This is a genomic window from Sphingomonas sp. EC-HK361 (genome assembly GCF_902498785.1).
Classification (GTDB): Bacteria; Pseudomonadota; Alphaproteobacteria; order Sphingomonadales; family Sphingomonadaceae; genus Sphingomonas.
The window spans coordinates 107,660-131,660 of record NZ_LR701492.1 but is presented as its reverse complement, the minus strand read 5'-3'; the positions used below and the strand labels follow the sequence as shown (position 1 = coordinate 131,660).

Here is a 24,001-nt window from a genome sequence, read left to right as displayed (position 1 = left end):
CGTCGATCTCCTCCGATCAAGCGGGCAAGCCGACCACCGTCTTCACTTCCATGAAGTCGGTGAGGCCGTATTTGCCGTTCTCGCGGCCGTTGCCCGACTGCTTGTAGCCGCCGAACGGGGCGGCGATATCGGGGCTCCACGAATTGATCGTGACCAGCCCGGCGCGCAGTTTCGGCGCGACCGTGGCGGCCTTTGCGGGGTCGCCGGAGATCGTGGCCGAAAGCCCATATTCGGTCGCGTTGGCGATGCGAATGCCCTCGTCCTGATCGGCATAGGCCGTGATCGTCGCGACGGGGCCGAACGTCTCTTCGCGTGCGATCCGCATTTCGGGCGTCACGTCGGTGAAGAGCGTCGGCTGGATGTAGAAGCCGGCGTTGCGACCATCTGGGCGACCGGGGCCACCCGTCACCAAGGTCGCGCCCTCGTCGATCGCGGACTGGATGAGGCCCTGGATTTTCTCATATTGCGCCTTGTTGACGACCGGGCCGATATGCGCGCCGACTTCGGAGGGGTCGCCCACGAGGGTCTGCTCCATCATCGATTTCACGATCGCGGTCGCTTCGGCGACCTGGCTTTCGTGGACGAGCAGGCGGGTGGGGGCGATGCAGCTCTGGCCGGAATTGGCGAGCACGCCGGCCACCGTGGGCGGCAACACCGCCTTTAGGTCCGCGCCTTCCAGGACTAGGTTCGCCGCCTTGCCGCCGAGCTCCTGATGGACGCGCTTCACCGTCGTCGCTGCGGCCTGCGCGATCGCGATTCCCGCGCGGGTCGATCCGGTGAAGCTCACCATATCGACATCGCGGTGGCTGCTGAGCGCCGCGCCGACACCCAGTCCGTCGCCGTTGACGAGGTTGAACACGCCTGCCGGCACACCCGCCTTGTCGAGAATCTCGGCGAGGATCACCGCGCAGCCCGGCGCTTCCTCGGATGGCTTCAGAATCATCGTGTCGCCCGCAGCGAGCGCGGGTGCGACCTTTGCGCAAATCTGGTTGAGCGGCCAGTTCCAGGGCGTGATCATCGCGACGACGCCGAGCGGTTCGTGGACGACCGTCGCGCGGCCGACCTGTTCCTCGAAACGGAACTCGCCGAGCGCCTTCAGCGTGGCGGCGAAATGGGCGAGGCCGGTGGGCGCCTGCGCGGCGCTGGCCAGCGCCATCGGGGCGCCCATTTCCTCGCTCATCGCCTTGGCGAGATCGGGGATGCGCGCCTTGTATTCCTCGATGATCCGGCCGAGCAGCGCCTGGCGGTCCGCGACGCTCGATTGCGACCATCTTTCGAACGCGCGCCTTGCGGCGGCGACGGCCTTGTCCACGTCGGCGGCGGTGCCTAGGGTGATCTCGCTGACGGGTTGCTCGGTCGAAGGATCGATGACCTGATGGCGCGTGCCGCCCTCGCTATCGACCCAGGCGCCGTCGATATAGTGCTTCAGGTAGCTCTTCATGGCCTCACTCTCCAGCGGTCGATTCGAAGATCGGGTATCGCCGCCGATCATGCGCCTGCTCCCGGATTCGTTGCAAGGCGAAACGGGACTGTCCCGCGGCGATACGGTGCGCGGGCGCGTGTGCCGATGACGCGTGCGGCGTGCCCGATTACAGATGGCGCATGAGACACGCCGTTCTTCTCGCCCTGCTGTTCGCGGCCCCGGCCGCCAGCCAGACCAGCGCGCCGTTCACCATTGCCGAGACAGGCGAGGGTTACAGCCATCTCGACGATGCCGTGACCGCGATCCGCGACCGCACCGCGACGATCCTGATCGCGCCCGGCACCTACCGCGACTGCACGGTGCAGACCGGCGGGCGAATCACCTACAAGGCGGCGGAGGCCGGCAAGGTCATCTTCGACGGGGGGACGTGCGAGGGGAAGGCGGCGTTCGTGCTGCGCGGATCGGGTTCCGTCGTCGACGGCATCGTGTTCCGCAACATGCGGGTCGATGACGGCAATGGCGCCGGCATTCGCACCGAGATCGGCGATCTGGTGGTGCGCAACTCGATGTTCCTCGACAGCCAGGAGGGCATCCTTGGCGGGAATCCGTCGAACCAGAAGATCACGATCGACCACTCGACCTTTTCGGGCCTCGGCCAGTGCGACGAAACGCCCGATTGCGCGCATGGCATCTATCTCGGGCTGGGAGGAACCGTGACCATCACCAATTCGCGGTTCGAGCGCGGGCGTGGCGGGCATTATGTGAAGGTCCGCGCGCCGCAGGTCGTCATCACCGACAACAGCTTCGACGATACCCAGGGCCGCAAGACCAATTACATGATCGACCTGCCTGAAGGCGCGCGGGGGATCATCACGCGCAATACCTTCGTCCAGGGGCGCGACAAGGAGAACTGGACCGGGTTCGTCGTCGTCGCGGCGGAGAAGCGGACATTTTCCTCCGCGGGGCTGAAGATCGAGGGGAACTCCGCGAGCCTGGCGCCGGGGGAGACACGATCGCCGGCGTTTGTGGCGAATCTTTCGGGCGACACGCTGGCGGTGGGAGCGAACACGCTGGGGAAGGGTGTGAGGATGTACGAGACGCGGTAGTTTCGATCGTCATCCCCGCGAAGGCGGGGATCCATGTCTCTCACGGGTGGCACACCAGCCAGACATGGACCCCAGCCTTCGCTGGGGTGACAGGTCTATTTACAGCTATCCCCAGCACCCGGATCGAGATCGAGGCAGCGCCCGTCAAGCCCCGACACCTTGAGCCCGATCGTCGCGGCGAGCGTCGGGGCGATGTCCACCGTTTCCACCGACAGCGGCTGCTCGAACCCCGGCTGCCCCTTGCGCCAAAACAAAATCGGCACGCGGCGGTCATAGTCCCAGGGGCTGCCGTGCGTCTCGACATAGCCGGGGCCGGGCTTCGTGATGGGCGTGACGCGCGGCTTCAGCAGGATCAGCAGGTCGCCCGATCGCGCCGGGTCGAACGAGGCACGGGCACGCTCGGCGAGCGTCCACGTCTCGGGCGGGCCGCTCGGCATCGGCGTCGCGGCGATCTCGTCGCGGGTGAGCGCGGCGGCAACCTGCGGCATGGCGGCGTAGCGGCGCTTCGCCTCCGCCAGCACGCGTGTCCGCTGGGCCGGCGTAAGGGACTTCGCGAGATACACGTCGCCCTCGGCACCGATCATGATCGGCTCGGCGATCTTCAGGTCCGCCGCGATCTGCGTGGCGACGGCGGGGATCGCGGTCGCCGGATCGACGCGGCTCTCCATCGGCATCGCGCGCTCGCGCTGGCGCTCGGTCATGTCGTGTGCACCGTGATCGGCGGTCAGCACGACCTCATAGTCCACCCCCGTCGCGTCGAGCGTCGCGAAGAAGCTGCCGAGCGTGTGGTCGAGCTCGGCCATCTGGATGCACATCTCGGTGCCCTGATTGCCATAGGCATGACCGATATAATCGGTCGCCGACGCGCCGATCGCGATGATGTCGGTCGCGGGACCCTTGCCCAGCTTCATGTCCTGCACGAGCCCCGCCGCCATCGCAAACACCGCGGCGTCGGATGCAGGTGACGCGCGGAACGCCTTTGCGTCACCGGCCTCGCGCGCGAAGCGCCCGGTGCCGAGGGTCTGGTCGCCCACCTGCACCGCGCGATCGAGCGGCTTGCAATAGCCGGGAAGCGGCAGCGGTGCCTGCGGCCTGGCGATGAGTGCGGCGACCGCATCGCGGGTGCGCTGGACGACCGGCGGCACCGCGCGGCCGGCATAGCTCGCATAGGTCTTGCCGTCCCACCACCACAGTTCGTCCACCTTGTGGCCGCCCATCATCACCGCGGCGCGGTCCTTGCCCGCGACCGAGACGACGCGGGTTCGCGGATCGGCCGCCTTCATCATCTCACCAAGCGTCGGGACCTTCAGATGCTTGTCGGAGACGGTGTAGTGGTCGTGATCGGTGCCGGGGACGCTGGGATCTTCCGCGCAATAGACCGTCTTGTCCTTGCGCGGCGCGTCCTGTTCGATCCAGTTGTTTGCGACGATGCCGGTGTGCGCGGGGCGCATGCCGGTCAAAATCGTAGAATGGCCGGGGCACGTCTCGGTCGCGGCGTGGCTCTGGTAGCCCGACGGAAAGACCGCGCCGTTCAACAAACGCGCGAAGCCATCGGTGTAGCGGTTGCGATATTCGGCAAAGAGATCGGCGGAAAACTGGTCCACCGAGATCGCGACGATCAGTTTTGGTTTGGTTGCGGGGTAGGCCGGGGGTGGCGCGTCCTGCGCGGCGGCTGGGGTAACGAAAAGGGCGGCGCCCGCGAACAGGCTGGTGATGAGCGCTTTCATGCGGAGGCCGAAGTCCTTTAGGTGCACGGTAAGACGGCGCCCGCTATGGGACGGTGCGCCGTGTCAGACAAGGATCGCCATGCGTCGGGTTTGTTTCGCTTTGATGATGCTGGCGGGGTTGCTGGTCGCGCCCGTGGCGACCGCGCAGACGCGCCACCTCGCGATCCGGCTGGTGGCGGAAAGCGAGCAGCCGCGCGCCGGATCGGACGTGACGATCGCGCTGGACACGCGGCCCGATGCGGGGTGGCACGGCTATTGGGAAAATCCGGGCGACGCGGGGTTTCCGGCCAAGCTCGGCTGGACGCTGCCGAAGGGGGCGACCGTCACCGCGCCGCTGTATCCGGTGCCGCAGACTCTGCTGATCGCGGGACTGATGAACTATGTGTTCGAGCGACCCTATGCGCCGCTCGTCACGCTCCATGTCCCGGCAGGGCTGGCCGCCGGGACGGCGCTGCCGGTGCGGCTGCACACGGACTATCTCGTCTGCACGACGACGCTCTGCGTGCCGGAATCGGCGGACCTAACGCTTGATCTCACGGTTGGTGACGGCGCGGTCGAGCCTGAGCGGCACGCGAAGTTCGATGCCTGGCGGCGCGCCATTCCAAAGCCGCTCGATGCGCCCGCGACGATCGCGGTGAAGGACGCCGCCGCGCGGATCGCGGTGCCCTATCCTGCCAGCGCGCCGCTCGCCGATGCGTATTTCTTTCCGCTTTCCGCCGGCGTCGTGGATTACGCCGCGCCGCAGACGGTGACGCGCGACGGCGACCGCCTGCTGATCGCCACGAAGGCGAGCGGCAAGGCGGCGGCGCTCGAGGGCGTGCTGCGGATCGGCCGCGATCAGGGATTGCGCGTGAAAGTAGTCCCCGGCGTCGTCGCGGATTCAGCGGGCGGCGGCGGGTGGCTGAAGGCTGCCGCGATCGCCTTTGCCGGCGCGCTGCTCGGCGGGCTGATCCTCAACATCATGCCGTGCGTCTTCCCGATCCTGAGCCTGAAGGCGCTGGCCCTCACCCGCAACCACGCCGACGAAGCCGCGGCACGGCGGGAAGCACTCGGCTATACCGCCGGGGTCGTCGCAGTGTGTCTTGCGCTCGGCGCGCTCATCCTCGGCCTGCGCGCCGGCGGAAGCACGGTCGGCTGGGCGTTCCAGCTGCAGGACCCACGCGTCGTCGTGCTGCTGCTGCTGCTGAGCGTCGGCATCGCGCTGAATCTTTCGGGCGTGTTCGAATTCGCGACGCCGCGCTTCGTCAACCGGAGCGGCGCGGGCGGCGCCTTCATGACGGGCGCGCTCGCGGCCTTCATCGCGACGCCGTGTTCGGGGCCGTTCATGGGGGCCGCACTCGGCGCGGCGCTGGTGCTGCCATGGCCAGCCGCGCTCGCGGTGTTTGCGGGGCTCGGGATCGGGCTCGCGCTGCCGTTCCTGCTGCTCGGCTTCGTCCCGGCGCTGCGTGCACGCCTGCCGAAACCGGGCGGGTGGATGGAGACGTTCCGGCGTATCCTGAGCGTGCCGATGTGGCTGACCGCGCTTGCGCTCGCGTGGGTGCTCGGGCGGCAGGCCGGGGTCGATGGCATGACGGCAGGGCTTGGCGCGGCCTTGTTCGCGGCGATCGTGCTGTGGGTCGGGGGTCGACGGCAGATGCGGGGAATTGGGTTTGGGGTCGCCGGCATAGGCGCGCTCCTGGCGACGGCGTGCGTCGCAACCGTCATCGTGCCGCGCAAGCCAGCGCAGGCCGCGATCAGTACAGCGTCGGGCGAGCCGTTCAGCGAAGTACGGCTTGCGGCATTGCGCGCGGAAGGGCGCCCGGTCTTCGCCTATTTCACCGCGGACTGGTGCCTGACGTGCAAGGTCAACGAAAAGGTCGCGATCGACACGGAAGAGACGCGTGCGGCCTTCGCGAAGGAGAAGGTCGCGGTGCTGGTCGGCGACTGGACCGATGGCGACCCAGCGCTCGGGCGCTTCATCGAGGCACACAACCGCGCCGGGGTGCCGCTGTATCTTTACTATGCGCCGGGGGCCACGGAGCCGCGCGTGTTGCCGCAGGTTCTCACGCCCGGGATGCTCGCCAGCCTCTAAGGTATGCTGACGCTGTAAGAAATTATCGTCACCCCGGACCTGATCCGGGGTCCCGCTTCTTTCCGCCATCAAGGGCAGCGGGACCCCGGCTCAAGGCCGGGTGACGGAGGGGACTTGCACCATAGCGCCGACAATTCCCCTTGTGCGGCGCAGCAATGCGACGCAGCATGGAACGGAACCGTTACGGAGGCGTCTTCGGTCGATGGGGAAACGGGCGTTCGACGAGATCATGGGGGCAGGCGGGGGTTCCCGCTCCGGGGCACGCCCCGAACTGGCCGCGCTGGGACGCTGGCTCGACGATACGCCACCCGGTGAATTGCGCCGTCGCCAGCAATCGGCGGAGACGACCTTTCGCCAGCTCGGCATCACTTTCGCGGTCTATGGCGACAGCGATGCGTCGGAACGGATCATCCCGTTCGACATCGTGCCGCGGGTGTTCCTGGCGGACGAATGGGCGCGGCTGAGCGAAGGGCTGATCCAGCGGGTCGAGGCGATCAACGCCTTCCTGGACGACATCTACGGCGCGCGGCGAATCCTCGATGCAGGTATCCTGCCGCCCGACCTGATCCTCGGCAACCCGCAGTTCCGCCCCGAGATTGCCGGCATTCGCCCGCCGCACGGCATCTGGGCGCATATCTGCGGGATCGATCTCGTCCGCACCGGTCCCGACGCGTTTCACGTATTGGAGGACAACGCCCGCACGCCCTCGGGCGTCAGCTACATGCTCGAAAATCGCGAGGCGATGGTCCGACTCTGCCCCGAACTGTTCCGCGAATTCCGCGTCGCGGCGGTGGACAGTTATCCCGATCGCCTGCTGGAAACGATGCAGTCGGTCGCGCCGCGCGGCACGGGGGCCGCGCCGGTCTGCGTCGTGCTGACGCCCGGCCACTATAACTCGGCCTATTACGAGCACAGCTTTCTGGCGGACTCGATGGGGATCGAACTCGTCGAGGCGGCCGACCTCGTCGTCGATGACGATATCGTCTGGATGCGCACGATCGCGGGGCGGGTGAAGGTGGACGTCATCTATCGCCGGGTGGACGACGACTATCTCGACCCGCTCGTCTTCCGCCCCGATTCGATGCTCGGCGTGCCGGGGCTCATCGCCGCTTATGCCGCCGGGAATGTCGCGATCATCAACGCGCCGGGCAACGGCATCGCCGACGACAAGGCGATCTACAGCTACATGCCAGAGATCGTTCGCTTCTATTCGGGCGGCGAGCCGAAGCTGCCGAATGTCGAGACGTGGCGGTGCCGCGAGCCGGATGCGCTCAAATACGTCCTCGATCACCTGTCGGAGCTGGTCGTGAAGCTGGTCGACGGGTCGGGCGGTTATGGCATGCTCGTCGGGCCGACCGCGAGCCGGGCCGAGATCGAGGATTTCCGCGCGGCGCTGATCGCCGAGCCGCACCGCTATATCGCGCAGCCGACGCTTGCGCTCTCGACGGTGCCGACGCTCGCCGAGGATGGGCTGGCGCCGCGCCATGTCGATTTCCGCCCGTTTGTGCTGAGCGGGTCGAAGGGCGTCCAGGTCGTGCCCGGCGGGCTGACCCGCGTTGCGCTGAAAAAGGGTTCGCTCGTCGTGAACTCGTCGCAAGGGGGCGGCACGAAGGACAGCTTCGTCCTGCTCGATCGCGGCGCGCAGGAGCAGACGCAGACCCAATCCATGGCGCCGCTTCTTTAGATGCTGTCGCGCACCGCCTCCTCGCTCTACTGGCTCGGCCGCTATGTCGAGCGGGCGGATTTCATCGCGCGGCTGGTCGAGGCGACGGTCAGGCTCGATGCGCTGTCGCCGACGCCGGCGGGCGAGGCGGCGTGGCAATCGGCGATCGCGGTGACCGATGGGGTGGAGGCGTTCGCCGAAAATGGCGGCGCGCCCACCCAGCAGAATGTGGCGCGCTTCCTGACGCTCGACCGGTCGCATCCGGGATCGATCGTGCGCTGCCTCGACATGGCGCGCAATAATGCGCGTGCGGTGCGCACCGCGCTGACCCGGGAGGCGTGGACCGCGATCAACCGCGCATGGCTGTTGTTCGACAGCCGATCCAGTCCCGGCAACACCAGCGCGACGCTGAACCTGGTCGATGCGATCAAGATGGAGACGCGGGGGTTCGAAGGGGCGATCCACCGGATGCTCAGGAACCAGACGACGTGGTTCATCCGGCTTGGCCAGGCGATCGAGCGGGCCGATAACACCGCGCGGCTCATCGACGTGAAATACCATCTGCTGCTGCCCGAGGGCGAACAGGTGGGCGGCGTCGTCGATCGCGACCAGTGGACGACGCTACTCCAGACGGTGTCCGCGGTGACCGCCTATCGCTGGCTCTATGACGACGGGCTGAGGCCCTCCAACGTCATCGACCTGTTGATGACGCGGGCCGAGCTGCCGCGCAGCCTGGCCGCTGCGGCGGAGGAGACGGTCGACGTGCTTGGCCTGCTCGCCAAGCGCACCGGGCTGCACGGCGAGGCGGACCGGATGGCGCGCGCACGGCAGGCGCGGCTCGCGCGTGCGCGCACCGGGGACGTGATCGCGAAGGGGCTGCACCAGCATCTGCAGACCTTCATCGCGGAGAACGATGCGCTCCACGCGGCGATCGGCCGCCAGTTCCGGTTCACCTGATGCGCCAGACCGCTCTATGAGACTCTCGGTCGAGCACCGTACGACCTATCGTTTCACGGCGCCGCAGGGGCGCATCGTCCAGCTGCTGCGCATGACACCCGAGGATTCGCACGACCAGACGGTGGCATCGTGGCGGATCGACGTCGATTGCGACGCGCGGCTGCGCGAGCACCGCGACGGCTTCGGCAATTTGACGACGATGCTCTATGTCGAGGGGCCGATCGACACGATCGAGATCGCCGTATCGGGCGAGGTCGTGACGAGCGCGAGCGGTGGGGTGGTGCACGGCGCGCTCGATCCGTTGCCGCCGGCGGTGTTCCTGCGCTCGACCGCGCTGACCGCGCCCTCGCCGGCGCTGACCGCGTTCGCGAACGAGGTGACGCGCGGCGTTACCCCGGCCGCGCGGCTGCAGGCGCTGAACGGCGCGGTGAACGCACGGTTCGCGCTGGACCGCGAGCGGGGGGACGCCGCCCGGACGGCCGGGGAGGCGTTCGAAGGCCCGGAGGCGACAGCGCGCGACATGGCGCATGTCGTCGTCGCCGCCGCGCGCGTGCTCGGCATCCCGGCGCGGTTCGTCTCCGGTTACAGCGCGGTCGCGGGGGATCACCGGCCAAGCCCGCATAGCTGGGCGGAGGGCTTCGTCGACGGCATCGGCTGGGTCGGGTTCGACCCGACGATCGCGCAGTCGCCCGAGGATCGGCATGTCCGCGTCGCCGTCGCGCTCGACGCTCATGGCGCAACCGCGGTCGCGGGTTCCCGGCTGGGGGAGGGGCGCGAGTGCCTGGATGTCGATGTGAGCGTTCAGCGGGAAGACTAACGGCCCTAAGCGCCAAGACATGGCCTTCTTCTTCGCGGGAATGATGGGGACGATTGCACCCGCATCGCGCCGCGCTATGCATGAAACCGCTTCCACGCGCGCGATTCGAGGTGCGGGGGCTTGGGAGGATCACCGATGTCGCTTCGTCACCGCCGCCTGGCGCTCAGCCTCTCTGCTACGATGGTTGTCTGTGGCCTCGGCACCGCGACCCCGGCGATTGCGCAGGCCGCCGCCCCGGCCTCCACGGATCTGATCGTGCGTGGCACGCAGGCGACAATGCAGGTCGCCGCGCTCACCGATTCGATCCTGCGCGTTCGCATCGCTCCCGGTGGGACCATGCCCGAGGATGCAAGCTGGGCGGTGTCGCACGCGACGCGCATCGCGCGGGCGAGGACGATGCCGAGCGCCAACGGCTTCGCCACCGCAGCGCTCAAGGTATCGGTCGATCCGCAGACGCTCGCGCTGACCGTCACGGACAAAGCGGGAAAGGTCATCCTCGCCGATGCCGCCGCGCCGCTCTCGCTCGACGGCCCCGGCTTCACGCTCCGAAAGGCCATGCCGCAGGCGGAGCATTATTACGGGCTGGGTGACAAGACCGGCGGCGTGGACAGGCGCGGCGGCAGCTTCGTCGACTGGAATACCGACGCGTTCGGCTTTTCGAGCAGCACCGATCCGATCTACAAGTCGATCCCCTTCTTCATAGGGGTCGGTGGGGCGGGGGGCAGCTACGGCGTGTTCCTCGACAACACGCGGCGCGCCTGGTTCGATTTCGGGCACCGCGACGACGCTACGCTTGCTTTCGGCAGCAATGGCGGCGGAATCGATTATTACATCATCGCCGGGCCTTCGACCGCAGAGGTCGTGCGGCGTTATACCGACCTGACCGGCAAGGCACCGCTCGCGCCGAAGTGGGCGCTCGGTTACCAGCAGTCGCGCTACAGCTATATGAGCGCCGACGAAGTCCGCGGGATCGCCGACCGGCTGCGCAGCGACCGCGTGCCGACCGACGTCATCTGGCTCGACATCGATTATCAGGACCGCAACCGGCCGTTTACCGTCAACACGAAGACCTTTCCGAGCCTGAAGGGCCTCGCGTCCGACATGGAGGCGAAGGGCATCAAGCTCATCACGATCGTCGATCTCCACGTCGCGAATGCGCCGAACCAGGGCTATGCGCCGTTCGACAGCGGCAAGGCGGGCGACCACTTCCTGCACAATCCCGACGGATCGATGTATACCGCGCCGGTATGGCCAGGGCCGTCGGTGTTCCCCGATTTTACGCAGGCGCAGACGCGCAAATGGTGGGGCGGGCTTTTCAAGGACTTCTTGGACGACGGCATCGCCGGCTTCTGGAACGACATGAACGAGCCGGCGATCTTCGACACGCCGACGAAGACGATGCCGCTCGATACCGTCCACCGCATCGACACCGACGACTTCGCCCCGCGCTCGGCCAGCCATGCGGAGATCCACAATGTCTACGGCATGGAAAACACCCGCGCGACCTATGAGGGGTTGAAGACCCTGCGCCCCGACGACCGCGCCTTCGTGATGACGCGCGCGAGCTATGCCGGCGGGCAGAAATATGCGGTGACGTGGACCGGCGACAATTCGTCGAGCTGGGATCATCTGAAGCTGTCGATCCAGCAGATCGTCAATCTCGGGCTTTCCGGCTTTTCCTATAGCGCCGCGGACGTGGGCGGCTTCACCGGCGGGCCGAGCGCGGACCTGCTGACGAAGTGGTTCGAATATGCCGCCTTCACCCCCGTCTTCCGCGATCACGCCGCGACGGGCACGCCGCGCGCCGAACCCTGGGTCGATGGCCCCGCGCACCTCGCGATCCGGCGCAAGTTCGTGGAGGAGCGCTACCGGTTGATGCCGTATCTCTACGGCCTGGCCGAACTGAACGCGCGCACCGGCGACCCGATCACCCGGCCGGTGTTCTACGATTATCCCGCGGCGACCGCCTTCTCGTGTGATCAGTCGATGGCGTTCACGCTCGGCGACAAGCTGCTCATCGGCGGCAATCCCAAGCCCGACTCGCCGATGGCGTATCCGGTGTGCCTGCCCGCCGGCGGCTGGTATGATTACTGGACGGGGATGCCGGTCGCAGGCGTGAAGGGCAAGGACCCGGCGTTCACGACGCTGGAGGTGAAGCCGACGCTCGCCGACCTGCCCGTGTTCGTGCGCGCGGGCACCATCCTGCCGCGCCAGCCGGTGACGCAGAGCACCGCCGAGACGCCGAACGGGCCGCTGGAGCTCCACGTCTATCCGGGCGAGGACTGCGCGGGCGACATCTATCTCGACGACGGCAAGACGATGGCGTTCCAGCGCGGCGCCTATCTGCGCCAGCACGTCACGTGCACGGTGAAGGGCGGCGCGGTGAGCGTCGACTTTGCAGGCCGCGACGGCAGCTTTGCGCCATGGTGGCGCGAGATCGCGGTCATCGTCCACGCCCGCGACCGCGCCGGTCGCGTCACGCTGGGTGGCAAGGCGGTTAAGGGCGATTGGGATGCAACCGCGCGCACGACGACGGTGGTGGTCCCCGATCAGCCGGGCAGGGTGAGGCTGACCTTCGCGCGGTAGTCACGCGGGCGGTTTCAGCCCAGCTGCTTTTGGCCCTCTCCCGGCGGGAGAGGGAAGAGGCGGCGCAGCCGGCGAAGGGTGAGGGCGGCAATCTCGAAGGGTTTGACGAAGCAGTCGCGCCATAAGGCTATCATCATCCACTTGCCGCCGCCCGCAACGCTTCTCCGCCAATTGACATCCCGCCCTTCATGTGACGTAATACCATCACAACAACCGGGGAGAGAGTGCCATGCGTCGCTTCGTTCCTGCCACCCACAGCGCCACCAGCCACGCGCCGATCGACGGGATCAACATCACCCCGCTGATCGATGTGATGCTGGTGCTGCTCGTGATGTTCATCATCACGCTCCCCGCGACGATGCACCAGATCCCCATCGACCTGCCGCAGCCGGGACCGGACAAGGCGCTGCCCCGGACGATGCACCGGCTGGAGATCGCACGCGGCGGCGCGGTGGCGCTCGACGGGGCGAGGGTAAGCCAGGCAGCGCTCGCCGCGCGGCTGGGGACGCTGGCGCAGGACCCGCAGGCGATGCTGGTGATGAAGACCGACCCGCAAGCCCGCTACGACACCTTCGTGCAGACGACGGCGACGGTGAAACGCGCGGGGATCACGCGGCTGGGGTTCGAGGGGAATGCGGGGATGGTGGAGTAGTGGAAAGCCAACCGTTAGATTGGTTCGCCATGACCAAATCACGTCATCCCGCGGAGGCGGGGATCCATGGCTCTATTGGGTGGCCATTCGAGCAGACATAGGCCCCTGCCGTCGCAGGGGCGACGATTGGAGGGGACGATGACCTATGACGAGCAACGACGTTCTGTTCGACACTGATCCCATCGCCGAGGCTGCGGGCGATGCGCGTGCCAATGCCGATGTGAAGGCGGGTCGGGTGATCGGGCATAATGCCGTGAAGCGCTGGCTGGCATCATGGGGTTCACCAAAGCCGTTGCCACGACCGCAGATCGGCGATTAGCCGCGAAAGGTGAACGGCCTTGGCGACGACGATCCTGTTAAGCGGCCGGGCGGAGTAGGGTGCCGGCTTCCTCGAGGCGGCGGTGGAGGCTTGGCGCAGAGAGCTCGAAGCCATTCGGCCAGGCCAATGCTCCGCCCTCGATAAAGGCGCGGGCGAAATAGGCGGGATCGGCAAGCGGACGCGTCATCACCGTATCGCGTGCGATGAGTTCGATTGCCGACCAATGGGCGGTCGAGCCGTCGGAGAAGGTAAGCCACAGGGCTACTTCGCCTTCGGGGCGGATGTTGGTCAGCTTAATCATCGAGGTCGGCTCCGGCGATCATCTCCATCGGCAGCAAGTCAGCGCCGCGCTGCCAGTTTGCCATGAGTTCGGCCCTGTGGTCGAGAGCCCATTGCCGAACGATCCGCGCCGCTTTGCGTGGTAGCGAGCCGTGCATGATCTCGCCGTCATCGATGCGGACGAAGGCTTCGAAACCCTGATAACTGGCATGGAAGTGTGGCGGCGGATGATCGTCGAAATACATCCGGATTATGATGCCGAAGAAGAGTGAAATGATGGGCATCGGTCTCGGCGCTATGCAACCTTTGTAGATTCGCGCTTAGCTCGATTTGCTTCGACCATAGCCGGTAAAGTAAAGGAGTAAGTCAAAAACGCCTCAGTAAATTTGAGTGCTGCCAGAGCGTCTGCTTCAGTCTCAGGTTCGTCATCGTGAACTGCCTCATTACCATCAAGGCGTATCTCATGAGACCAATCACCCATAGCAGATGTGAGCAGGCCCGAACCTACCATAGAGGTAATCCGCTTATATAGCGTGGACGACCTCTCTGACGGGAAAAGGGCTTTTGTTGCAATATCAAGCGTCTTTCGAAACATCGATCCCGCCGCGTCCCATCTCTGACTTCGATAGCTTTCGACACCCTGCAAGAAAAAACTTTGAATATTGGCAGGGACATTGTCGGGCGCATAGGATGTTGCGGCTGGATATATTTCAAATGGGTTCGGAAATAATACGTCAAAGTCCACCGAGAAGGCGCAAAGATTCGGAAAAGCAAAATCGGGATTCTGTAAGCATAGCTTTAATATCAGTCCACGATTGCAAACAGCGCATATCGCTAAGACCGATGCCATATGCGACATCAAGCGATCTGGCCATTGGTAAGCTACCGTAAACGTGGACTTAGTCGAAAGACAATGAGGGCAGTCACTCTGGAAAGATGTCGGCTGTTGCGGTGGCATAACAAGCCGACTCACTCCGCCGCAACCCCAGCCCGCGAGAACATATCCCCGCCAGCCGCGTCGCCCGCATCCTCATTCGCCGCCGGCTTCCCCACCTTCGCCTTTTGCCGCTTGTCGAACGAATCCCACACGTCGTTCCATTGCCCCTTCGTCGCGGCCTTGGAATATTCCGTCGCGCGGGCTTCGAAGAAGTTGGCGTGCTCCACGCCGTTCAGCATCGGGGCGAGCCAGGGCAGCGGGTGCTCGTCGATCATGTAGATCGGCTTGAGGCCCAGCTGGTTCATCCGCCAGTCCGCAATGTAGCGGATGTACTTCTTGATCTCCTTGGGCGTCATGCCGTTGACCGGGCCCATCTCGAAAGCGAGGTCGATGAAATTGTCCTCCAGGCGGATCGTCGTCTGGCAGACATCGGCGATGTCGTCCTTCACCGCCTTGGTCAGGCACTGGCGTTCCTTCACGAAGGTGTGGAACATCTTGATGATGCCCTCGCAGTGGAGCGTCTCGTCGCGGATCGACCAGGTGACGATCTGGCCCATGCCCTTCATCTTGTTGAAGCGCGGGAAGTTCATCAGCATCGCGAAGCTGGCGAAGAGCTGCACGCCCTCCGTGAAGCCGCCGAACATCGCGAGGGTGCGGGCGATGTCCTGATCGTTGTCGACGCCGAAATTCTGCATGTAATCATGCTTTTCCTTCATCTCGGCATATTCGAGGAAGGCGCCGTATTCGCTTTCGGGCATGCCGATCGTGTCGAGCAGGTGGCTGTAGGCGGCGATGTGGACCGTCTCCATGTTGCTGAACGCGGTCAGCATCATCTTGATCTCGGTCGGCTTGAAAACGCGGCCGTATTTCTCGTGGTAGCAATCCTGCACCTCGACGTCCGCCTGGGTGAAGAAGCGGAAGATTTGCGTCAGCAGATTGCGCTCGTGATCGGTGAGCTTCTGCGCCCAGTCGCGGCAATCCTCGCCCAGCGGCACCTCTTCGGGGAGCCAGTGGAGTTGCTGCTGGCGCTTCCAGAATTCGAACGCCCAGGGATATTCGAAGGGCTTGTACTGCTTGGAGGCCTGGAGGAGGGACATGGGCGGATACTCCGGTTCTAAAGGATATCGAGAAGAAGCAGGACGGCGCTGCTGACGAAGACGGCGAGAGCGACGGGCAGACGTCCGCGCAAGCTCCACCGCGCATTGGGGCGGAGGAATACGGCGACGAGCGCGAGCAACGACGCGAGCTGTACCAGGCGGATCGCCCTGACGAGGGGCAGGCTCATCTTTCCGTGCTCCACTGCCACATCGCGGTCGCGGAGAAGGCGAGGACGACGCCAAGCGACAGCGCCATGATACCGACCATGCGGTAGACATAGACCTTGGCGGGCCCAGCCGGGCGGACGAGCGCGATCAGGAGGCCGGCACCGGTGAGGCTGAAGACCGCTGCGACGGCGAACATGATGGCGATCTGGAGCGTCATTGTAACTTACCCGCCACGCCGTCAGACGTGGCCGGCTGCGCCGACCCCGCTGCCCGCCGCGGCGACTCTTCGGTTTGCGGGCGCAAACCGAAGGTGCCCGCACCGAACATGATGACGACCTGCCAGCTCATCGCCGCGCTCGCCGGGTTACATAGACGGTGCGGGTGCTGCGCGCGCCGACGCCGAGGAAGACGATCCCGACGAAATAGCCGAAATCATACCAGCCGCCATCGTTCGGCACCGCATAAATGGCGATCTCGGGCACGAAGAGCGACAGCACCCAGGCGACGGGGAAGATGAAGCCGTGCCATAGCCCGAGCAGGAAGCCGGGCGTGTCGGCGGCGTGGTTCACCGCGCTCGGCACCTGGCGTGCGCAGGCGGCGAGGAGGAGGAGCGCGGCGCCGACGCCGGTTCGTCCCGCCGTTATGGAAGAAGGGCGGGGCTTCGACAGGCTCAGCCCGAACGGGATTTGGGTGGTCGAACCATCCCTGGGGGGGGAGCGATGTGGGCGAGTCATGCCGCGACCCTATCGCATGCATCCATTCGCCGCGCGGCTCGTTTCCCCGCCGAACCAACCCGAGGAGAATGACGATGGTCGATGCTGCCCAGATCAAGGAACATGCCGAAGTCATCGGCGCGGACGGTGTCCATGTCGGCACCGTCGACAAGGTCGAGGGCGACCGGATCAAGCTGACCAAGAAGGACAGCGGGCAAGGGTCTCATGAGGGACACCACCACTTCATCTCGCTCGGGCTGGTCGCGGACGTCGAGGGCGACACGGTGCGGCTCTCCGCCAACGGCGATGTTGCGGTGACCTTCGAGGAAGAGGAATAGGCCTGCCTTTCCCTCTCCCTGTGGGAGAGGGAGGGAGCGCCGCAGGCGCGGAAGGGTGAGGGCGGTGCCGGTCATGCGGCGGCGCCCTTTTCCTTGGCGTGGTCGGCCTCATCCTTCCCATGCTGCGCATGGGTCCCTTCCTTCTCCCGGAGGGAGAAGGAGATTTGGGTTAGGACGCCTTGGAGGTTCGTCGTTACGTCGACGTTTGTCACCCGGATTACGTGGAAGCCGTCGCGCTCGATCGAGCGCGTGCGAGCTTCGTCATAGGCCGTTCTTTCGCCGTGGGTATCGCCGTCTACCTCGATCACAAGGCGTTCCGAGAAACACAGAATGTCGGCATAATAGCGGCCGACGGGCACCTGGTGGCGCCATTTCAGCGCGGGAAAAGCTTCGCGTAACGCGCGGAGCAGGCGGCATTCCAGTTCCGGCGCCTCGCGACGAAGTTCGCGAGCGCGCTGGACGGTTCCGCCGGGTTGATCTTGGTAGAGCTGCACGTCGCCCTCACCCTTCCGCCGCTTCGCGGCTCCCTCCCTCTCCCGCAGGGAGAGGGATACTAGCTCACTGACACGCCAGACACTCGTCATAATCGGTCGTCGCGAACTCGTATTTCGGCTTCTCGAGCGTGTTGTCGTTTTCCACCCCGCCGGCGAAGCCCGCACGCTGGACCGACTTCGAGCGCAGGTAATAGAGCGACTTGATGCCGAGCTCCCACGCGCGGAAGTGGAGCATCAAGAGGTCCCATTTCTCGACGTCCGCCGGGATGAACAGGTTCAGCGACTGCGCCTGGTCGATATAGGGCGTGCGATCGCCGGCCAGTTCGAGGAGCCAGCGCTGGTCGATCTCGAAGCTGGTCTTGAACACGTCCTTCTCGTCGGCGCTCAGAAATTCGAGATGCTGGACGCTGCCGCCATGTTCGAGGATCGAGTTCCACACCGCGTCGGAGTTCTTCGACTTCTCGCTCAGCAGCTTTTCGAGATAGGGGTTCTTGACCGAAAAGCTGCCCGACAGCGTCTTGTGGGTGTAGATATTTGCCGGGATCGGCTCGATGCAGGCGGAGGTGCCGCCGCAGATGATGCTGATCGACGCGGTCGGTGCGATCGCCATCTTGCAGCTGAACCGCTCCATGACGCCCATGTCGGCGGCATCGGGGCAGGGGCCGCGCTCGACCGCGAGCTGCATCGACGCTTCGTCGACCTGCTGGCGGATCTGCTTGAACATCCGGAGATTCCAGGACTTCGCCATCGCGCCCTCGAAGGGGAGGCCACGCGCCTGGAGGAAGCTGTGATAGCCCATGACGCCGAGGCCGACCGAGCGCTCACGGCCCGCGCTGTAGGCGGCGCGCTCCATGCCGGGTTCGTGGCGGTCGATATAATCCTGCAGGACGTTGTCGAGAAAACGCATCACGTCCTCGACGAAGCCCTTCTCGTCCTTCCACTGGTCCCACGTCTCGAGGTTCAGCGACGAAAGGCAGCAGACCGCGGTGCGATCGTTGCCGAGATGGTCGCGGCCGGTCGGCAGCGTGATCTCGCTGCACAGGTTCGAGGTCGAAACCTTGAGGCCCAGATCGCGGTGATGCTTGGGCATGTTCTGGTTCACGTGATCGGCGAAGACGATATAGGGTTCGCCGGTCGCCAGCCGCGTCTCGACGAGCTTCTGGAAGAGCGCACGCGCATCGACCTTGCCGCGCGCCGAGCCATCCTTGGGGGACTTCAGCGTCCATTCGGCGCCGTCGCGCACGGCTTCCATGAAGGCGTCGGGGATGAGGACGCCGTGGTGGAGGTTCAGCGCCTTTCTGTTGAAGTCGCCCGAAGGTTTTCTGATCTCGAGGAATTCCTCGATCTCCGGATGGCTGATGTCGAGATAGCAGGCCGCCGAGCCGCGGCGGAGACTCCCCTGGCTGATCGCCAGCGTCAGCGAATCCATGACGCGCACGAACGGGATGATGCCGCTGGTCTTGCCGTTGAGCCCGACCGGTTCGCCGATGCCGCGGACATTGCCCCAATAGGTGCCGATGCCGCCGCCGCGCGAGGCGAGCCAGACATTCTCGTTCCAGGTATCGACGATGCCGTTGAGGCTGTCGGGCACCGAGTTGAGGTAACAGGAAATCGGCAGTCCCCGCCCGGTGCCGCCGTTCGACAGCACGGGGGTGGCAGGCATGAACCACAACTTCGAGATGTAATCGTAGAGGCGCTGCGCGTGCGCGGCGTCGTCGGCATAGGCGCTGGCCACGCGAACGAAGAGATCCTGATAGGTTTCGCCCGGCAACAGATAGCGGTCGTTCAGCGTGTCCTTGCCGAAATCGGTAAGCAGCGCGTCGCGGCTGTGATCGACCTCGACCGGATAGGGCTTCGCGATCGAGGTCGATGTCATCGCTTCGGCAGCGGCCGGCGCGTCCGCGCTGAGTGTCTCGGTCGTCATGGTCTGCTCGCTCGTGTCCCTGAAATCCATGTCATCCGCTCCCGGCTTCGACGTGTCGTCCGATCTGCCCGGGGGCAGCGCGTTCGACTCGGGGGCGAACCCCCATCCTACACGGAGATCGACCCAAGCCTAAGAACAAAACAGGACCGCACGCCTGTGAAAAGCGCGCAGAACTCCGTGCGTGCAATATAGGGTTGCACGGGCTGTTCTACCAGCGATTGGGTTCGCCCCCGAACTCAACCCCAACAGATTGTGCCAAAGCGAATCCGCGCGCAAGTCGATAAATGCGGCCGAAACCATCGGGAATGGCGTCCTGTGCGGCTGCTCTGGCCGCGACGCGTGGACTTCTGCCGCTTGCGCGATTTTCAAGCGCAAGAATGCACGATCGCAAAAAAATTTACTGTTGCGCGAAGGACTCAGTTAACTCGGCGCAAGGCCTTCCATCGATCAGGCGGCGGTTCGGCGCGAGATACGCGAGGGCACCTGGTTGAGGCGTTCCATATCGAAGCTGCGGGCGAATTCCAGCCCGGCCTTGCCGTCCTTCGCCCAGCGGATCGTCGCCGGGAACAGCTGGTCTTCCAGAAGCTCGATCTGCACATCGACGCCGATCGCCTCTGCCGGAAAATCGACGCCGTCGATCATCGCGCCGGTGGTCGACATGTTGCGGATGCGGACCTCGCCCATCTCCTCGCCGACCGCGATCCGCGCCGACCGCAGCATCTTCGTCCGCGCGGCGCGGCTGACGCGGTGGCCGATGGGGGCGGCCTGGCCCCGCGCGCCGGCCAGTTGCTCGTGCACGGTGGCGGCGGGAGCGGGGCGACCATAGACGAAGCCCTGGATGTGGCTGCACCCGAGCTCGCGGATCAGCGCGATCTCGTCCTGCTGCTCGACGCCTTCCGCGGTCGTCTCCATGCCCAGCGTGTCGGCGAGCGTCACGATCGCCTTGATGATCGCGGCGTTGCGGTTGCCCGGCTGGATCGCGCCGCGCACGAAGCTCTGGTCGATCTTGATCTTGTCGAACGGCGCGCTCTTCAGATAGCCGAGGCTCGAATAGCCGGTGCCGAAATCGTCGAGCGCAAGGCGTACGCCGATGCCCTTCAGCGCCTGGAACATGCGTTCGGACGATGCGCTTTCATTGAGGAAGACGCCTTCGGTGATCTCCAGCTCCAGCCGCCCGGCGGGCAGACCGCTGGCGGCGAGGGCATTGGTGACGATCACGGGGAGCGCGGGGTTGGCGAACTGGATCGGCGACACGTTGACCGCGACCCGGACATGCCCCGGCCAGCGCGCGGCTTCATCGACCGCGGTGCGCAGCACCCACTCGCCGATCGCCTCGATCATCCCGCACTCCTCTGCGACGGGGATGAAATCGGAGGGGCTGATCGATCCGTGGACCGGGTGGGTCCAGCGAACGAGCGCTTCATAACCGACGATCTTCTCGGTCCTGGTCGAGACGACGGGCTGGTAGGTCAGGTGAAGCTGGTTGTCCTGCAACGCGGTGCGCAGATCGTCCTCAAGCCGCTTGCGGCTGCGCGCGCCCTCCAGCAGCTCGTCGCGGTAGAAGCGGTGGACGCCGCGGCCGTCGGCCTTGGCGGCGTAGAGCGCGAGATCGGCGTTCCGGACGAGCGTTTCCGAATCCTTGCCATGATCGGGCGCCATCGCGATCCCGATCGAACAGCCGATCGCGATCGACGATCCGTCGATGAAATAGGGCTGGGACAGCGTCGCGATGACTTCGTTCGCGAGCGCGGCGAGCCGGTCCGGGTTGAATTCGCGCGGCAGCACGACCTGGAACTCGTCTCCGCCCAGCCGCCCGACGAGCCCCGCATCGCCGATCGCGCGCTGGAGCCGGCCGGCGACCTGCTTCAGCAGTGAATCACCGGTCTGGTGGCCCAGCGTGTCGTTGACTGCCTTGAACCGATCGAGATCGAGCAGGAACAGCGCGGTCGTCGCGCCCTGCTGCAGCGTCTGGTCGAGCGAAAGGCGCATCCGCTGACGATTGGCGAGTCCGGTCAGGCTGTCGAACAGCGCGAGCCGCGTGATCTCGGCCTCGGCCCGGCGCTTTTCGGTCAGGTCGGAGCCGGAGCCGATAAAGCCCTGGAAGCGACCGAAATCGTCGATGATCGGACGCCCGGAAATCGACCACCAGCGATCGGCCTCGGTCTCGAAGGCGGGGCGCACCGAATAATCGTTGAACGACGTGCGCGACGAGAAGTGGAACGTCAGCGTGCGCTCGGTTTCGACCAGTTCGGAATCGACGCGGAAGATATCGGTGATACGGTTGCGCGCCGGGTCGATGCCGAGACCCGCGATCTCGCGCGCGACCTTTTCGGTCAGGTAGGTGAAATTGCCAAGCCGGTCGGTCTGCCAGAACCAGCCCGTGCCCTGGCTTTCGAAATCGTCGACCAGCCGCGCGGCCAGTTGCGCGTCGCCGCGATTCGCGACCTCGCGGTCGAATTTCCTCCGGTCGTGGCGGGCGACGCGCAGGACTCCCATCGTCAGCAGCGCGACGAGCAGCAGCGCGAGCGCGGCGGCAAGGCCCATGCCTGCGGTGAAGGGCACCATGATGGCGAGCGACAGCGCGAAGGCGAGCGTCGCCGCCCGAATGGGATGGAGCGCGATCGCGGTGGCGATGACCGCGCCGAAGGTGATGACCATCCCGGCAAGCCGGTAGGGAGACGCGGGCAGATCCTGCACCGAGGGGATCAGGCAGGACAGGCCGATTCCCAGCAGCGCCGTGAGCAGCGCGACCGTGATGATCCGCGTATGCGGCTGCCACCGCCCGCGCGTCCGGCGCCCGGTGACCATGAAGATGCCGACCCCGCCAGCCACCAGCGCGCCGCCCTGCAAGGCGATTTCGGCCGCGGTCGCCATCCTGCCCTGCGTCAGCGCGCCGGCGGCGAAGCACAGGGGCGCAAGGAAGATCGCGGTCAGCGCGACCGGCCACAGCGCCGAAGCTTCCGACAAATGCGCCTCGTGGGTTTCCGCCAGCCCTTCGTCATGAGTCGCACACAGGCCGAGCGCATCGGCCACGCCGAGAATCGTTTCGTTGTCGTCGGCGGTATCTCCCATCCCCCCCGGGTAGCGCCGAAGGGTTTGAACGCGCTTGACGGAGATGCTTAACGAAACGCGACCGTTGCGGGCGGGCCACGCACGCCGTAACGGCGCTGCCATGACGAAAACGATCCGCGCAGCCGATCTGATCGAGAGCGTCGCCGACGCGCTCCAGTTCATCAGCTACTACCATCCGATGGATTACATCCGTGCGCTCGGCGAGGCGTACAAGGCCGAGCAGGGGCCGGCGGCGAAGGACGCGATCGCGCAGATCCTGACCAACAGCCGGATGTGCGCCGAAGGGCATAGGCCGATCTGTCAGGACACCGGCATCGTCAACGTCTTCGTGCGATGGGGCATGGACTGCCGGCTCGACGACACGTCGCGCTCGATGCAGGACGTTGTCGATGAAGGCGTGCGGCGCGCCTATCTGAACCCCGAGAACCCGCTGCGCGCCTCGGTGCTTGCCGATCCGGCCTTCACCCGGCGCAACACCAAGGACAACACGCCCTGCGTGCTCCATGTCGATCTGGTGCCGGGCGACACCGTTTCGGTCGATGTCGCAGCGAAGGGCGGCGGGTCCGAGAACAAGTCCAAGTTCAAGATGATGAACCCGAGCGATTCGATCGTCGACTGGGTGATCGAGATGCTGCCGCAGATGGGCGCAGGGTGGTGCCCGCCCGGGATGTTGGGCATCGGGATCGGCGGGACGGCGGAACACTGCGTCCTGCTGGCGAAACAGGCGCTGATGGAGCCGATCGACATGGCGCAGTTGAAGCTGCGCGGGCCGCGAACCGATATCGAGAAGCTGCGCGTCGAGATTTTCGACAAGGTCAATGCGCTCGGTATCGGCGCGCAGGGTCTGGGCGGGCTTTCGACCATTCTCGACGTGAAGATCAAGGATGCGCCGTGTCACGCCGCGGGCAAGCCAGTCGCGATGATCCCGAATTGCGCCGCCACGCGCCACGCGCATTTCGTGCTCGATGGATCGGGTCCGGCCTATCTGGAAGCGCCGAAGCTCGACGAATGGCCCGACGTGAACTGGACGCCGGACCGGGCGGCGATCCGGGTCGATCTCGATACGCTGACGCCCGAGATCGTGCAGGGCTGGAAACAGGGCGACCGGCTGCTATTGAACGGCAAGATGCTGACCGGGCGCGACGCTGCGCACAAGCGGATCAAGGACATGCTCGACGCCGGCGAGGAGCTGCCGGTGAGCTTCAAGGGCCGCGTCATCTATTATGTCGGCCCGGTCGATCCGGTCGGCGAGGAGGTCGTGGGGCCGGCGGGTCCGACGACTGCGACGCGGATGGACAAGTTCACCCGGATGATGCTGGCGCAAGGCCTGCTCGCGATGGTCGGCAAGGCCGAGCGCGGGCCGGATGCGACGCAGGCGATCGCGGAAGGGAAATCGGCGTATCTGATGGCGGTCGGCGGGGCGGCGTATCTGGTCGCGCGCGCGATCAAGGGATCGAAGGTCGTCGGGTTCGAGGACCTGGGGATGGAGGCCATCTACGAGTTCGAGGTCGCGGATTTCCCGGTGACGGTCGCGGTGGATAGCGAAGGCAACAACGTCCACCAGCTCGCGCCGCTCGTGTGGCGGGACAAGATCGCGCGGGAGCGGCTGCTGGAAGGGGCGTGAGCGTATGCCCATGACGTCACCCCGGATCAAGTTC

Annotated in this window: 22 protein-coding genes; 10 read left to right on the top strand and 12 right to left on the bottom strand. The window is 65.7% G+C overall.

Features of this window, described 5'->3' with window-relative positions; genetic code table 11:
• Positions 1 to 16: 16 nt before the first annotated feature.
• Positions 17 to 1,441, bottom strand: a complete 1,425-nt coding sequence (locus tag BOS5A_RS01005; RefSeq protein WP_151953354.1) for an aldehyde dehydrogenase family protein — start codon at positions 1,439 to 1,441, stop codon at positions 17 to 19.
• 161 nt (positions 1,442 to 1,602) lie between these two features.
• Between BOS5A_RS01005 and BOS5A_RS01000 the strand changes: the two genes are divergently transcribed.
• Positions 1,603 to 2,529, top strand: a complete 927-nt coding sequence (locus BOS5A_RS01000; RefSeq protein WP_151953353.1) for a right-handed parallel beta-helix repeat-containing protein — start codon at positions 1,603 to 1,605, stop codon at positions 2,527 to 2,529.
• Positions 2,530 to 2,624: 95 nt separating this feature from the next.
• On the opposite strand, the gene BOS5A_RS00995 is transcribed toward BOS5A_RS01000, so the two are convergent.
• The gene (locus BOS5A_RS00995; protein WP_151953352.1) at positions 2,625 to 4,256 is read right to left on the bottom strand and encodes an alkaline phosphatase family protein; all 1,632 of its coding nucleotides are present in this window, start codon (positions 4,254 to 4,256) and stop codon (positions 2,625 to 2,627) included.
• Between the two features lie 79 nt (positions 4,257 to 4,335).
• Between BOS5A_RS00995 and BOS5A_RS00990 the strand changes: the two genes are divergently transcribed.
• The 7 genes from BOS5A_RS00990 (at position 4,336) to BOS5A_RS00960 (ending at position 13,321) form a co-directional block, all read left to right on the top strand.
• Positions 4,336 to 6,327 carry a protein-disulfide reductase DsbD family protein gene (locus tag BOS5A_RS00990; protein WP_151953351.1) on the top strand — a complete coding sequence of 664 codons (1,992 nt, stop codon included), beginning with the start codon at positions 4,336 to 4,338 and terminating at the stop codon, positions 6,325 to 6,327.
• Between the two features lie 202 nt (positions 6,328 to 6,529).
• Positions 6,530 to 8,011, top strand: coding sequence for a circularly permuted type 2 ATP-grasp protein (locus BOS5A_RS00985; RefSeq protein WP_151953350.1), 1,482 nt, complete (start codon positions 6,530 to 6,532; stop codon positions 8,009 to 8,011).
• Positions 8,012 to 8,947: an alpha-E domain-containing protein gene (locus BOS5A_RS00980; RefSeq protein ID WP_151953349.1), complete on the top strand. Its 936-nt coding sequence runs from the start codon at positions 8,012 to 8,014 to the stop codon at positions 8,945 to 8,947.
• Between the two features lie 16 nt (positions 8,948 to 8,963).
• On the top strand, positions 8,964 to 9,764 hold the full coding sequence (locus BOS5A_RS00975; protein WP_151953348.1) for a transglutaminase family protein: 801 nt from the start codon (positions 8,964 to 8,966) through the stop codon (positions 9,762 to 9,764).
• Positions 9,765 to 9,899: 135 nt separating this feature from the next.
• Complete coding sequence (locus tag BOS5A_RS00970; RefSeq protein WP_234419137.1) at positions 9,900 to 12,350, top strand: glycoside hydrolase family 31 protein; 2,451 nt, start codon at positions 9,900 to 9,902, stop codon at positions 12,348 to 12,350.
• Positions 12,351 to 12,579: 229 nt separating this feature from the next.
• Positions 12,580 to 13,002 (top strand): ExbD/TolR family protein, encoded by a 423-nt coding sequence (locus tag BOS5A_RS00965; RefSeq protein ID WP_151953347.1) that lies wholly within the window; start codon positions 12,580 to 12,582, stop codon positions 13,000 to 13,002.
• 145 nt (positions 13,003 to 13,147) lie between these two features.
• Complete coding sequence (locus BOS5A_RS00960) at positions 13,148 to 13,321, top strand: CopG family transcriptional regulator (protein WP_234419136.1); 174 nt, start codon at positions 13,148 to 13,150, stop codon at positions 13,319 to 13,321.
• Between the two features lie 37 nt (positions 13,322 to 13,358).
• Here BOS5A_RS00960 and BOS5A_RS00955 read toward each other — a convergent pair whose 3' ends face one another.
• The 7 genes from BOS5A_RS00955 to BOS5A_RS00925 all read right to left on the bottom strand — a co-directional run bounded on the left by BOS5A_RS00955 (position 13,359) and on the right by BOS5A_RS00925 (position 16,536).
• Positions 13,359 to 13,622, bottom strand: a complete 264-nt coding sequence (locus BOS5A_RS00955; RefSeq protein ID WP_151953346.1) for a DUF2442 domain-containing protein — start codon at positions 13,620 to 13,622, stop codon at positions 13,359 to 13,361.
• Positions 13,615 to 13,884, bottom strand: a complete 270-nt coding sequence (locus tag BOS5A_RS00950) for a DUF4160 domain-containing protein (RefSeq protein ID WP_267903794.1) — start codon at positions 13,882 to 13,884, stop codon at positions 13,615 to 13,617. Before BOS5A_RS00950 ends, BOS5A_RS00955 begins: the two co-directional genes overlap by 8 nt.
• Before the next feature lie 11 nt (positions 13,885 to 13,895).
• A complete protein-coding gene (locus tag BOS5A_RS00945) occupies positions 13,896 to 14,450 on the bottom strand; it encodes a DUF4145 domain-containing protein (protein WP_234419135.1) in 555 nt (184 codons plus the stop codon).
• A gap of 119 nt (positions 14,451 to 14,569) precedes the next feature.
• On the bottom strand, positions 14,570 to 15,634 hold the full coding sequence (locus BOS5A_RS00940) for a ribonucleotide-diphosphate reductase subunit beta (RefSeq protein WP_151953343.1): 1,065 nt from the start codon (positions 15,632 to 15,634) through the stop codon (positions 14,570 to 14,572).
• A gap of 17 nt (positions 15,635 to 15,651) precedes the next feature.
• Positions 15,652 to 15,822 (bottom strand): hypothetical protein, encoded by a 171-nt coding sequence (locus BOS5A_RS00935; protein ID WP_199857156.1) that lies wholly within the window; start codon positions 15,820 to 15,822, stop codon positions 15,652 to 15,654.
• Positions 15,819 to 16,019 carry a hypothetical protein gene (locus BOS5A_RS00930; RefSeq protein ID WP_151953342.1) on the bottom strand — a complete coding sequence of 67 codons (201 nt, stop codon included), beginning with the start codon at positions 16,017 to 16,019 and terminating at the stop codon, positions 15,819 to 15,821. Before BOS5A_RS00930 ends, BOS5A_RS00935 begins: the two co-directional genes overlap by 4 nt.
• Before the next feature lie 127 nt (positions 16,020 to 16,146).
• Positions 16,147 to 16,536 carry a hypothetical protein gene (locus tag BOS5A_RS00925; RefSeq protein ID WP_442800490.1) on the bottom strand — a complete coding sequence of 130 codons (390 nt, stop codon included), beginning with the start codon at positions 16,534 to 16,536 and terminating at the stop codon, positions 16,147 to 16,149.
• Positions 16,537 to 16,610: 74 nt separating this feature from the next.
• Between BOS5A_RS00925 and BOS5A_RS00920 the strand changes: the two genes are divergently transcribed.
• On the top strand, positions 16,611 to 16,853 hold the full coding sequence (locus tag BOS5A_RS00920; RefSeq protein WP_151953437.1) for a DUF2171 domain-containing protein: 243 nt from the start codon (positions 16,611 to 16,613) through the stop codon (positions 16,851 to 16,853).
• A gap of 71 nt (positions 16,854 to 16,924) precedes the next feature.
• On the opposite strand, the gene BOS5A_RS00915 is transcribed toward BOS5A_RS00920, so the two are convergent.
• The 3 genes from BOS5A_RS00915 to BOS5A_RS00905 form a co-directional block, all read right to left on the bottom strand.
• Positions 16,925 to 17,347 (bottom strand): endonuclease domain-containing protein, encoded by a 423-nt coding sequence (locus tag BOS5A_RS00915; protein ID WP_234419134.1) that lies wholly within the window; start codon positions 17,345 to 17,347, stop codon positions 16,925 to 16,927.
• Positions 17,348 to 17,411: 64 nt separating this feature from the next.
• A complete protein-coding gene (locus BOS5A_RS00910) occupies positions 17,412 to 19,223 on the bottom strand; it encodes a ribonucleoside-diphosphate reductase subunit alpha (RefSeq protein ID WP_442800492.1) in 1,812 nt (603 codons plus the stop codon).
• Positions 19,224 to 19,718: 495 nt separating this feature from the next.
• The gene (locus tag BOS5A_RS00905; RefSeq protein ID WP_151953339.1) at positions 19,719 to 22,343 is read right to left on the bottom strand and encodes an EAL domain-containing protein; all 2,625 of its coding nucleotides are present in this window, start codon (positions 22,341 to 22,343) and stop codon (positions 19,719 to 19,721) included.
• 100 nt (positions 22,344 to 22,443) lie between these two features.
• Here BOS5A_RS00905 and BOS5A_RS00900 point away from each other — a divergent pair, with 100 nt between their 5' ends.
• On the top strand, positions 22,444 to 23,967 hold the full coding sequence (locus BOS5A_RS00900; RefSeq protein ID WP_151953338.1) for a fumarate hydratase: 1,524 nt from the start codon (positions 22,444 to 22,446) through the stop codon (positions 23,965 to 23,967).
• Positions 23,968 to 24,001: the final 34 nt, after the last annotated feature.